Here is an 11,995-nt window from a genome sequence, read left to right on the forward strand (position 1 = left end):
GCCTCATTGGCCGACTCGCCCGTCGATACACTCCCGCAGCAGGTCGGCATGTCCGCAGTGCCGGGCATACTCCTCGATCCTGTGCACGTACAGTTCACGGACTGCTATTTGATCCTTCCCAAGACGCTCTCCAAGATCCGTGTGACCTGCCAGGGCAGCATCGGTTTCGGCCTGTTCGCGCGCCAGCCTGGCAAGGGCGGCGTCGACCTCGCCGTGGTCGGCGATTAGGCCATCGAAATCCCCATCACCGTCGCCGTAGATTTTCGGCAGCGGCTCAGCATCGCTGTCGCGAGGGTCTTCATCAGGGTCCGCCCGCATATCAGGGTAGATAGTGGATTTAGTCCATCTCGTGGGTTGTTCAGTCATGCGTTCCATCCTTACCGGTTCCGGGGGAAGCTCACAAGTACTTTTTTACTTGAAGCATCAACTATTATTGGGGTATGCTTCTTCCATGACTGTTGCAGCTGACCTTCCCCCGGTACTTTTTCTCTCACATGGCGCGCCGCCGCTGGCTGACGACGCTACCTGGACTGCCGAGTTGGCGGCATGGTCGGGGACCATGGAAAAGCCCAAGGACATCTTGATGGTGTCCGCGCACTGGGAGAACGCGCCTGTCACATTGAGTGCCACGCGCAACAAGCAAGATCTTGTCTACGACTTTTGGGGATTCCCGCAGCGATACTATGACGTACGCTACGACGCGCCGATGGCACCTGATCTCGCCGACGAGGTTGCTCGCTTGGCTGGCACCCATGGCCACCATGTGGAACGCGACGAGACTCGTGGCCTGGACCATGGCGCCTATGTGCCCCTGAAGGAAATGTTTCCCGACGCTGATGTTCCCGTAGTGCAGATGTCAATGCCAACGTTGGATCCGCAAGGCCTGTTTGCGCTCGGTCAGTCGTTGGCGCCACTGCGTGAGCGTGGGACCATGATCGTTGGATCCGGATTTACCACACACAATTTGCGGTGGTTCAACCCTGCCGCTGGGCCGGACACAACTCCGCCTGCCGCATCGAGCGAATTCGACCACTGGGCCGAAGAAGCCATGGCTCGGGGTGATGTGGACTCAATTCTTGACTTCCTGCACAAGGCCCCGGCCGCACGCGAAGCCCACCCACGTTCGGAACACTGGGCACCTCTCTATGTTGCACTCGGCGCGGCTTACGCATCCGGTGGCATTGAGGCGAAGACGGCCATCGATGGTTTCTGGTTCGGGCTCTCAAAGCGCTCATGGTCGCTCACATAAACATGGCGCGTGGAACTGGCTACTGACATGAACGGTTCACCCGAATTGGAGGATGACGCTGCACGTTGGCGGCGTCACCCTCCTTGGGTTTACTAGCTGAGCGTTAAGACGGTCTTGCCCGGGAGCTTGTCATTTTCCGCATCTTCGTGGACGGCGTGCAGTTCCAGCAGTGGCCGGCGGTCAGCAATATTGAGTTTGATTCGACCTTGTTCCACGCGTGCAACCAGGTCGGCCAAGTGGGAACCGTTGGGCGTAACCCATACGTTCGCCGTGCGAACGGCGCGCTCGGGGTCGGCTGGTATGGCTCCAGCGGAGCTAACCGCAATGCCGCCATCGGCGACATAGGCCGTTAGCTTCTCCAGGTCCTCCGGGGTGAGACGCACGTGGTTAATGACTGCGTCGAAGGGTTCACCCACTGCCGAGGGGCCGGCGTCGAGATCCAGCGGACTGATGACCTCGGAGGTGCCGTATCCAAGTAGGCGGTCGGCATGCTGAGGGTCGCTGACAGCGGTCACCGTCGCGCCGGCGTCGACCGCGAGTTGGACGACGATGCTGCCCACTGTGCCACCTGCTCCGTTGACGAGCACGCTCTGCCCGGGCTGAATATTCGCCAGTTCGATCGCGGCCTGCCGGGCTGCCAGGCCGGTCAGAGGAAGGGCTGCTGCGTCGGCCAACGGCAGTGTCTTGGGTGCGGCGGTGACGAACTCGGCTGCGATGACCGCGTACTCCGCGGCACCGCCGTGCTCGTTCAGGGGGAACATTCCAATGATGAGGTCATCGAGCTGGAATCCGGTGACTCCTTTGCCCAGTCCGACGACCGTGCCGGCAACATCAAGGCCCGGCGTGATCGGCAGCGGGGTCGGGATGGCTTCCGCGAGCACGCCCAACCGGAAATGACCGTCTACCGGGTTGAACGAGGTGGCGGATACCTTCACGAGGATTTGGCTGGGTCCAGGCACGGGGAGTTCTAGCTCCTCTGCTTGCAGAACCTCGATGCCGCCGAACTGGTGGTAGCGAATTGCTTTCATGGGAATCTCCTGGTGATAGTTATCGTTTGGTCCTGCGCTGGTGAGGGCCAAAAGGTGCATCGGGAGTTGCCTAGGCAACTGATAGAACTCTGTCGCAGTTGCCTAGGCAAGTCAAGTGGTCGTCTTTCGGTGTATAGTTTCGTTTCATGACCGAATCGCCCACATGGCTCGACGAACACCAACAGGCGGTGTGGCAGGACCTGCTTACCGTCGTGATCGCGCTTCCTTCGCTACTCGACCGGCAGCTGGAACGCGACGCCGAGACGACGAACTTTGAATACAGTGTTCTCGCCCGCTTGTCCATGGCCCCAGACTTTACGGTTCGCCTTAGCGAGCTGGCCGCGCAATGTGACAGCAGCCTGCCCAGGCTGTCAAAGGTCATGGTTCGCTTCGAGCAACGCGGCTGGGTCACCCGCAGTCCTGATCCGGGTAATGGGCGATACATACTCGCCGCGTTGACCGAAACCGGCATGCAGAAAGTTGTTGAGAGTGCACCTGGTCATGTGAATCGAGTGCGCGAGCTCGTGTTCGACCCGCTGACGCTCACACAGCAACGCAACCTCGGAATTGCGCTCTCTCGCATCGCGGGGACGGTTCGCGAACAACTCGACAACCGCAAGTAATGCTCGCGCCGGGACGGCCCAACTGCTGACCCAAGCTTCTCGCCGGCAGGCCCGGCGTCGTCGAGCTTGAGAGTGGGGCTGATTCTGTCGAGGGCGGCATTTGGGATGCTGGCGGAGTTGGTTCGGGTTAGGTGCGCGAACTATTCGATGCTCATTTTGGCGAGGAGCGCGTCTTCTTCGCGTCATGCCACAGATGTGCGACGACGGTCTCCGACGCCCCATGGGGGTCATCTTCTTCGGGTCCTTGTTAGTCGGTCGTGCATTTGCCCCGATTCTCACCGCGGTCCGAGGTGGCGCTTTGGTCGGCGACCGGCTCCCGCCGAGTCCGGGCTCGGCCGCTCGTGGTCTCGGTGGAGAGACGGGATTCATCTCATCCGCAGGCATTGTCAGCTTCCTTGCCTGGTGGATATTCTTGACGTGAATTATGATTACACTCATAATTGAGTATGATCGGAAAAGTCGAGAAAGAAGGGTGAAAAAATCATGACTGAAGCTGCGGGCGTGGATCGTTTTCAAGATGCCGTCACCCGAACGGTCGACGTCGAAGGAGTCAGCATCGCCTACCGCGAGATCGGCCCCGCCGACGGTATCCCGCTTGTGGCGTTGACACACCTCGGGGCGAACCTGGACAACTGGGACCCTCGGATTGTCGACGCCCTTGCCACCGGCCGCAGGGTCATCCTGCTCGGATACCAGGGCGTCGGCAGGTCTGGCGGCACCGTCCGGGCCTCCATTCAGGAGATGGCCGACGACGCGATCGGTGCGATCCGGGCCCTCGGCCACTCGCGTATCGATTTGTTCGGCCTGTCAATGGGCGGGATGGTGGCACAAGAAATCGCACACCGCGCCCCGGATCTAATCAGTCGTATGATCCTCGCCAGCAGCGGACCTGCCGGTGGCCCAGGGCTGACCGCAATGACCCGCGTCATGATCGCCGGCACGCTCGGCGCTGTCACCACGTTCCAAGACCCGAAGATGCTGCTGTTCTTCGCCCGAACCCAGGCTGGTAGGACTGCTGGGCGTGAGTATTTGAAGCGTCTAGGCGAGCGGTCAACCGACCGCGACACTGCTGTTCACAGTGGGGTTCTGCGTGCGCAACTCGCCGCCGTGAACCGTTGGGGTAATCAGCCACCGGCGGCGGCGTCGCTGTTCACGGGACCAGTACTTCTCGTCCACGGTGACAGCGACCGGATGGTTACCGTCGCGAACTCGAACGCTCTCGCTGACGTGTTTCCAGAGTCGTCGCTCACGGTGTATCCCCGTGCCGGTCACGGAGCCGTCTTCCAATACCATGACGAATTCACCGCAAGCGCACGAGACTTCCTTCGCCGCTGACAGGCCAATCTGAGCGCTGTTCTCCAGTGCCAGCCCATTACATTTCTGCCTATCTATAAGGAGCATTACCGATGAGAGCCTTCATTCTCACCAAGTACAAGACCGCCCTCCACGAGGCGGATGTGCCTGAACCCGTGGTCGGCGACTATGACGTCCTCGTCCGAGTTCAGGCCGCCGGGCTGAACCAACTGGACGAAAAGATTCGGGTCGGCGAGTTCAAACGAATCCTGCCCTACAAGCTGCCGAGGGTCCTCGGCCACGACCTCGCCGGCACCGTCATCTGCGTCGGCACGAAGGTCCGAAACTTCAAACCGGGCGATGAAGTCTACGGTCGCCCTGGAACCGACCACATCGGCACCTTCGCCGAACGGATCGCCGTCCCCGAGGCCGACCTCGCCATAAAGCCTGCCTCGATCACCATGGACGAAGCAGGCTCACTGCCTCTGGTCGCCCTGACCGCCTGGCAGGCGCTCGTCGAAATCGGCCGCGTGCAACCCGGTCAGAAAGTCCTCATCCACGCTGGCGCAGGTGGTGTCGGAACGATTGCCATTCAACTCGCCAAACACCTCGGCGCGGAAGTCGCCACCACGGCAAGCGCAGCCAATGCCGACTTCGTTCGGAGTCTTGGTGCCGACCACATGATCGACTACCGTTCAGAGGACTTCGAACAACGTCTTGGCGATTTTGACTTCGTTCTTGACAGTCTCGGCGGGGAGAACCTCGAGAAGTCGCTGCGCATCTTGAAACGCGGCGGAACAGTCGTCGGTATCTCCGGACCGCCCACCCCAGAATTTGCACACCGCGCAGGGCTGAACGCGGTGCTACGTCTTGCGATCACCGCGCTCAGCAGCAAGATTCGAAAGCAGGCCAAACGGATCGGCGTCAGCTACCAGTTCCTCTTCATGCGTGCCAGTGGTGACCAGCTCCGAGACATCACGGCGCTCATCGACAGCGGCGCCATTCGCCCTGTCGTTGGACGCGTGTTCCCCTTCGAAGAAACCATCCAAGGCCTCGAGTCCCTGGCAAATGGTGGCATCCGGGGTAAGGCCGTCATCAGCAACCCCTGACCAACTGTTCTCCAAACCGCATTCGATTTTAGAAAGGGTCATCATGGGCAGCAGCTCTCAGGATCCCACCATTACCTCGTACGCTCAGGCACCAGCCAAAACCATCACCGCCAGGGGCGTCACGTACGCCTACCGTGAACTTGGGCCGAAGGGCGGCGTCCCCGTCGTGTTCTTCGTCCACCTCGCCGCGACGCTGGACAATTGGGACCCTCGCATTGTGGACCCCATCGCGCAGCACCGCCACGTCATCACCTTTGACCAGCGAGGTGTCGGAGCTTCCACCGGGAAGGTGCCCGGCACCATCGAAGCCGCGGCCGACGACGCCTACGACTTCATTACCGCACTGGGTTACGACTCGATCGACGTGTTCTCGTTCTCGATGGGAGGCATGATCGCCCAGGACCTCGTCATCAAGCATCCCAATCTCGTCCGGAAGCTGATCCTCACTGGAACCGGCCCGCGAGGCGGGAAAGACATGGACAAGGTCGCCAGGACCACCTACTGGGACATCCTGCGGGCCACGCTGACACGGTCCGACCCGAAAGAGTTCCTCTTCTTCAACCGGGACGCTGAAGGCAAACGGGCCGGCAAAGCTTTCGTTGCCCGCCTCGCCGAACGGACGGCCGACCGCGACAAACGGATCGGCACGAAGGCGTTCCAGGCGCAACTCAAGGCGATCCAACGCTTCGGCCGTTCGGCGTCGTCCGACCTGTCGGTCGTCACGCAGCCGACTCTCATCGCCAACGGCGACAATGACCGAATGGTTCCCTCGATCCTCTCCAAGGACCTGCAGCACAGGATCGCAGGTTCGGATCTCGTTATCTATCCGAACTCGGGTCACGGCGGCATATTCCAGTTCCACGAACAGTTCGCACCAATCGCGGTGAAGTTCCTCACCGAATAGCACGGATATCGCGTTGGGTTCAGCCAGCCCGGGTGAACACGCCGAGCCCGTTCGGCTCCTGGCCAGGTGCCGGGAACTTGTTGAAGTACGTCAGGGTGACCCCGGTGATCTGCCCGTCCTTGCGGACGAAGACTGCCGAGGAGAGTGAACCGGGGAGCGCATTCTCACCGGTCGGCACGAAGGACAGAGTGTCGCCGTTCCACGGATCGATCTTGAACGTGTAGCCGCCCTCAGGGCCGAGCGCGCCGGTGAGGGCACCGTTCTTCTCGGTCACGACGAATTTGCCGAAGTAGGGGCTCGTGTATGTGCCGACGTAGTCGCTGGCCGGACCCGCGGCCGCGGCATCTGTGGGGGGCTCTTTGCCTACGAGGTCACCTGCCGGGTCGGAGAAGTGCGCGAAGACACCGGGCCACACGTCCAACCAGGGGCGCGTCTCTTCACCGAACTGAACGAGGTCGACGAACTCCGAAACGATCGCCTCCGGAACTCCAGAGGGAGCTCCGTTCGTGAGCACGACGATCCCGAGGTTCAGATCGGGAATCATTGTGGCATTGGTGGCGGATCCCCACCCGAATGCGCCGGAGTGGCTAATGTTGACGCGGCCGGTCACGGTGGCACCGACGTTCGTGCCGAAGCCATAGTGCGAGGTGCGCGATGTCAGGTTCGTGGCATCGCCGCCGGTGATCGAGTGGGCGGAATAGGTCTTTGCCAGCACGAGCGGGTCGATGAATTCAGCGCCGTCGACCTCGCCGTTGGCCAGCACCATATTCATCCACTTCGCAATGTCGCCGGCAGTGGAGGCGACACCGCCGGCAGGAGCTTCGGCATCAGCGTCACGGTCGAACAGCTGCACGTACTGACCTACTCCGGTGCGCGCGTGCATCGCCGCGCGATCATCTGCGGCGAGATATTCGTCGTGGATGGTGCTGGTCGAAGTCATGCCGAGCGGTTCGAACAGCAGTTCGTGCGCGGTCTGCGCCCACGTCTGCCCGCGCGACGCCGCGACCGCCTCGCCGCCTACCGTCAGTCCGAAGTTGGAGTACTGGTATGTATCGCGGAACGACGCCAAAGGAATCTGGTTCATGTGGGCCATGATGTAGTCGACATCGAAGCCGAGGTCCTCGAGGTCATCGCCGCCACCGGTCGGAATGCCGGTGCGGTGCGAGAAGAAGTCGGCGATCTTTCCATGCTTGGTCACGTACGGATCGTTCAGCGCGAAGTCGGGGAGGTATTTGACCACCGGATCTTCCCAGGACAGATCGGCGTCTTCGGTGATCGCTTTGGCCACAATGCTCGACGAGAGGGGTTTGGATAAAGACGCGATCTGAAACACTGTGTTGACGTCTACGGGTTCCTTCGTCTTCACGTCTCGCACACCTCGTCCCTCTTCGAACACGACCTTACCGTTCGAGACGACAGCGACTGCCGCGCCGGGCACTCCTGTCTGCTTGAGCGCCTTCTCGATGAACTGGGGGAGCGCAGCGACGGCCGCGGCCACTGCCGTGTCACGATCCGTGTAGAGATCGACGACGTCCTGGTTGGGTGCTTCGCCGACGGTGACGGCGAGCCCGCTCGAAGATGACGGTTCCCCGGCCGTACCCGCGGTGCACGCCGTGAATCCCAGCGTGAGTGCTGCCATCGTCGACACGGCGACAATGCGTACGATGCCCTTGTTCGTGCTGCTCATGCTGTTCATGCCGCTGCCTCCCGTTGACGGTCTGTTGGCGGAGACATGGCTTCCCACTCGCGCATACGAAGCCATGGCTTCCGGTGCCCATAGAGATCATTGTCCATTTCCGGAAGCGGACAAGACAACCACCGCTTCCGGACGTGGCCTCTAGAGGGCGTCCTGATCCGGTCACATGCGCCATAATGGTGTCCACACGCTCCAGAGGTGGACATGAATGATAGAGAACTGCTCGAACTGATCTACCGCAGCCGTCCCAAGACGGTGGCGGAACTCGCCACCACCGCGCACGCGGATGAGGGCGAGGCCGCCGACGCCGTTGCGCGTCTCGCGCGGGGAGGCGCGATCTCTGTGCGCGATGGCACCATCGCGTACCCGACGCCGGCGATGTGGACGGCCGACGTCGTCGAACGCGAAGTGCGTGCGATGCGGCAGACGGCGGACGAGGCCGCCTCGCGAATCGAGGCGCTCGTTGCAGACCTACCGACTCTGCTGCGTCACTGGGCTGCGGGCGAGGCGTCCGGTGATCTCGTTCCCGTTTTTGTGCGACACGGGCCGCAGGCAGCAGAAGACCTCTGGTACGACATCGCGCGGGAGGGCAGCGACACCGCCTGGTCAGTGCTTCCCGATCTCGGACGCTACTTGCAGACCGATCCCGCCCGCGCCAGCCGTTTCGCGGAGATGTTCGCCGGCAAGCGATCGGTGCGAGCCCTTCTCCCGCGTTCGATGGCAGGGGACTCCCGGCTCGTGGCGATCGCCGAGCGCTACGCGGCTGTCGGGGTGGAGTTCCGCATTCTCGACGACCTTCCGAGTTGGTTCTGGATCGACGGCGAGGTGCTCGCACTGCCGATCGAATGGGGCGAGGGGTGGCCGTCCAGCGTGGTCGGTGTCCGTAGCGCGTCCCTGGCAGAGCTGGGCCGAAGCCTGTTCCGGGAGCTCTGGCATCGCGCCGAGCCGATCGGTGGTGTGGAGCAGCAGTGGGCGCCGCTTCTTGTGCTGATGAAGCAGGGCGTCACTCTCGACGCGGCATCTCGCAGGCTCGGGATCAATCCGAGAACTGGTCGTCGCCGCATTGCGGCGGCGATGGAGCAGTACGGAGTGTCGACTTTGTTCGCTTTGGGTGTGGCGTGGGCCGCGGACGGGAAGCCGACGGCACTCTGAGCGATGATGTCCTCGACAGCCGTCGTGCCAGGACTGATCGTGGAGTGGCCGCATAGTGGCTGCAGCCGTAACGACCAGTCCCTCGCCTGCGCCGAACGCTCATCGCGCCGTCACCGGCCGCGCATGCCAGCGCCGGGCACGCTCCCGGCCACCAAATACGAGGGCCGCCGGCCATGGCGCGCAGCGGCGCTGGAACGCTAACGGGTGACTGTGGGGGAAGTCTCCGCCGGTGAGGGGCCATTGCAATTGGCACACGGCGCTTGGGACGTCAGACTGAATGCATGCAGACTTTTCTCCCATACCCCGACTTTCAGCAGAGTGCCGCCGCCTTGGACACGACAAGGCTAGGAAAACAGCGTGTTGAAGCGCTGCAAATTCTCCGTACGTTGGTGATTCCGGGATACGGCCGGCAGTCGCACCCCGCCGTTCGTATGTGGATGGGACATGTTCCCGCTCTCACCATGTACGCCCTGGCCATGGCGGACGAATGGATCGCCCGCGGCCACCCGGATAACACCCGAGAGAGCATCAAGGAGTTCGCCCCGCAGGCCGCCCACCCCGACTATGCGGACAAGATCCCCATGCCACCGTGGTTGGGTGACCCTGATTTTCACGCAAGTCACCGTTCCAGGCTGATTCAGAAGGACCCGCGCTTCTATGACGCGCTTTTTTCTGACACCCCAACGGATTTGGAATTGCTCTGGCCCGAGCCGCGCCGGGAGATGATTCCCGAGGACCCTTACGACGACTTCGTGTGGGTTCTGCGAGCCCCGTTAGGTGACGTCGACCCGGAAAAGATCGACAAGGTCGGAATGCCGGTCGGGGGCAAGGCCAAGTCTGTGAATGACGAGCACGACGGCGACGAAGTCACCGTAGCCGACAAAAAGGGGCCACGTTTTGGGGCCAAAGATGTCCGCAAGGCGCCAGCGCCGAAGGCGAAGAAGCCCACGCGTAACCGCAAACGACAGGATGAGGCCTTCAGGACATTACCCGGTAACACCACGGTGCTGATCCCGTTGGAAGATGGTGCCAGGTTTGTGTTGGGCAAGCTCCAGGGGCGGCCGATCACGCTCGAAGACGGCCGTTTTGGCCGCACCTTCGAAGCCCAGGAGATCATTGACCGCGCGGACTTCGACAATCCGGCACTCTTGCAGGATCCGCGGGTGTTCTTCCCGATCCCCGGCCAGTAGCAGCCCGGATTCCGGGCTGCTGCTTGTGCGGTTTGCTTGGGGTGCTAGCGACTGACAGGGATTGGTCCGGCGTCGGGCGCGGCCTGAAACAATTTTGCTGCCGGGGACTAACTGCGCAGCCTTGTCCAGATCGGCTCCGATGACCACGCCGATGACGGGGCACAACAACCCGGGAAGCATTCTTCATCCCGCCCCTGCGCCCATGCCTGCCACCAGGGCGGCGACCTTTAGCTTGGCGTTCGCTCCCTGGTCCGCAGGTACGGACAATCTTTCGTTGGTCAACGAGTGCTGCCCGCATCCTCGGCACCAGTCCTGGCCGGACAGAACGGCGGCTAAGCATGCTGCTGCCCAAAAAGGGGAGCCGGTCATGCTGAGGGGGCGGAGTCTGTGAATTGCTCCCCGAAAGTAAGGAAATGAATTAGTCAGTCCAACTTTCGGGGAGCAGTTCAAACGCGCAGGCCAGAGCCACTTTTTGCGCCCCGGCCGGTGTGTGGGTTCAAAACATCGTTGACTCTGGTGGTGGCCGCGGAGTTCGCAGGGCATTTGATATGTCGGGACATAGTTGACGGTGAGAATTGCTGCTTTACGTGGCGTCTGTCTGCCGGTGCCTGGGCTTTGGCTTAGCCGGCTCTACCTTCCGGGTGCCAGACTACGCCGTGTGGTGCGGGCGCGGCCACACCGAGTGCTTGTCATGGCCCATATATCCCGGCGATGGAAACTATGACCCGTACTTGTTTTGGTGCTGAAACCAGGGGAAAAGCCTGAGAAAAAACTAAAGCCCCCTCCCGAAGGAGAGAGCTTTTGTCAACGATGTCCCGCTACATCTGTCAACGATGTCGCGACACATCACATTGTGCCCCGGGCGGGAATTGAACCCACGACCAAGAGATTAGAAGGCTCCTGCTCTATCCGCTGAGCTACCGAGGCGTGGCCCTAAATACTGGCCTCATCTAAATTATCAGGTTAATTCCACGAACTCTTCCTCCACAGGCACAGCCGCCTGCTAACCCGTCCACAATTCCCAGTTTGCCACTGGTTCGAGCAACTTCGAAGGCGTTTGCTGGAAGCCAGGGAACACCGCCGCAGCTGCGGCCCAGAGAAAGGCAATGCAATGGTCAACACCGTCACCATCAGGGGATTTGCTACTACCGGGATAGAGTTGCGGACCACCGCCAACGGCCTTGTTGTGGGCGATTTCCGCATGGGGTCCAATGAGCGCCGCCCGGATCCTGTCACCAATGTATGGGCAGATGGACCCACAAACTGGTTCCGCGTCAATGTTTTCCGGGCGCTGGCCCAAAACGCGGCGTCAAGCATTCACAAGGGAGACCGCATCATTGTGGTGGGCAAGCTCAAGATCAGCACGTACTTGCGGAAGGACGGGGCCACCGGCACCAACGTGGACATCGAAGCTGAAACCATCGGGCCCGATCTCCAGTTTGGCACCGCTCACTACATCCGTGTTGCCAGTGCCCATCCTGCTGGCAGGGACTCGTCAAGGAGCGACGCCGATCCCGCCAACGTCCCGCCACTGAATTCTGGTGGTGAGGGCGAGGCAGGGTCCTTCCATGACGACCCATCCGGTGGGGACGCAGAGAACCACGACGCCGGTGACCTGAGTACAGTCCCGGAACATGCTGAGGATCCAGTGGACCTTGCCGAAGCCCAGGAATTAGTTGGAGAAGGCGAAACACTGAACAGGGCCACGGGCGAGCTAATCCCAGAAGACGTGCCCTTCTAGGAGTAGTGGG

At 61.6% G+C, this 11,995-nt stretch carries 12 protein-coding genes and 1 tRNA gene; 9 read left to right on the forward strand and 4 right to left on the reverse strand.

What is annotated here, in order from left to right; all coding sequences use genetic code 11:
• Positions 1-3: 3 nt before the first annotated feature.
• Entirely contained in the window at positions 4-366 is a 363-nt protein-coding gene (locus BLV41_RS02995) for a mycothiol transferase (protein ID WP_074710377.1), read from the reverse strand.
• Positions 367-451: 85 nt separating this feature from the next.
• Here BLV41_RS02995 and BLV41_RS03000 point away from each other — a divergent pair, with 85 nt between their 5' ends.
• Positions 452-1,249, forward strand: a complete 798-nt coding sequence (locus tag BLV41_RS03000) for a dioxygenase family protein (RefSeq protein WP_074710379.1) — start codon at positions 452-454, stop codon at positions 1,247-1,249.
• 92 nt (positions 1,250-1,341) lie between these two features.
• Here BLV41_RS03000 and BLV41_RS03005 read toward each other — a convergent pair whose 3' ends face one another.
• A complete protein-coding gene (locus tag BLV41_RS03005) occupies positions 1,342-2,277 on the reverse strand; it encodes an NADP-dependent oxidoreductase (protein WP_074713077.1) in 936 nt (311 codons plus the stop codon).
• Between the two features lie 146 nt (positions 2,278-2,423).
• Here BLV41_RS03005 and BLV41_RS03010 point away from each other — a divergent pair, with 146 nt between their 5' ends.
• From BLV41_RS03010 to BLV41_RS03030, 4 genes are all read left to right on the forward strand, one after another.
• A complete protein-coding gene (locus BLV41_RS03010) occupies positions 2,424-2,900 on the forward strand; it encodes a MarR family winged helix-turn-helix transcriptional regulator (RefSeq protein WP_074710381.1) in 477 nt (158 codons plus the stop codon).
• A gap of 483 nt (positions 2,901-3,383) precedes the next feature.
• On the forward strand, positions 3,384-4,235 hold the full coding sequence (locus BLV41_RS03020) for an alpha/beta fold hydrolase (protein ID WP_074710386.1): 852 nt from the start codon (positions 3,384-3,386) through the stop codon (positions 4,233-4,235).
• A 71-nt stretch (positions 4,236-4,306) separates the two neighbouring features.
• Complete coding sequence (locus BLV41_RS03025; RefSeq protein ID WP_074710388.1) at positions 4,307-5,302, forward strand: NADP-dependent oxidoreductase; 996 nt, start codon at positions 4,307-4,309, stop codon at positions 5,300-5,302.
• Between the two features lie 43 nt (positions 5,303-5,345).
• Entirely contained in the window at positions 5,346-6,206 is an 861-nt protein-coding gene (locus tag BLV41_RS03030) for an alpha/beta fold hydrolase (RefSeq protein WP_074710390.1), read from the forward strand.
• A gap of 19 nt (positions 6,207-6,225) precedes the next feature.
• Here BLV41_RS03030 and BLV41_RS03035 read toward each other — a convergent pair whose 3' ends face one another.
• Positions 6,226-7,902 (reverse strand): serine hydrolase, encoded by a 1,677-nt coding sequence (locus BLV41_RS03035; RefSeq protein ID WP_074710392.1) that lies wholly within the window; start codon positions 7,900-7,902, stop codon positions 6,226-6,228.
• Between the two features lie 204 nt (positions 7,903-8,106).
• Here BLV41_RS03035 and BLV41_RS03040 point away from each other — a divergent pair, with 204 nt between their 5' ends.
• The 3 genes from BLV41_RS03040 (at position 8,107) to BLV41_RS03045 (ending at position 10,244) form a co-directional block, all read left to right on the forward strand.
• A complete protein-coding gene (locus tag BLV41_RS03040) occupies positions 8,107-9,054 on the forward strand; it encodes a hypothetical protein (protein WP_139244189.1) in 948 nt (315 codons plus the stop codon).
• A 3-nt stretch (positions 9,055-9,057) separates the two neighbouring features.
• Positions 9,058-9,255, forward strand: a complete 198-nt coding sequence (locus BLV41_RS21545; protein ID WP_139244190.1) for a hypothetical protein — start codon at positions 9,058-9,060, stop codon at positions 9,253-9,255.
• A gap of 80 nt (positions 9,256-9,335) precedes the next feature.
• Positions 9,336-10,244 carry an MSMEG_6728 family protein gene (locus BLV41_RS03045; protein ID WP_074710396.1) on the forward strand — a complete coding sequence of 303 codons (909 nt, stop codon included), beginning with the start codon at positions 9,336-9,338 and terminating at the stop codon, positions 10,242-10,244.
• A gap of 854 nt (positions 10,245-11,098) precedes the next feature.
• Here BLV41_RS03045 and BLV41_RS03050 read toward each other — a convergent pair.
• A tRNA-Arg gene (locus tag BLV41_RS03050) sits at positions 11,099-11,171 on the reverse strand.
• Between the two features lie 184 nt (positions 11,172-11,355).
• On the opposite strand from BLV41_RS03050, the gene BLV41_RS03055 reads away from it, so the two are divergent.
• Complete coding sequence (locus tag BLV41_RS03055) at positions 11,356-11,985, forward strand: single-stranded DNA-binding protein (RefSeq protein WP_074710398.1); 630 nt, start codon at positions 11,356-11,358, stop codon at positions 11,983-11,985.
• Positions 11,986-11,995: the final 10 nt, after the last annotated feature.

Origin of the sequence: Arthrobacter alpinus, assembly GCF_900105965.1 — a bacterium.
GTDB classification, from domain to species: Bacteria; Actinomycetota; Actinomycetes; order Actinomycetales; family Micrococcaceae; genus Specibacter; species Specibacter alpinus.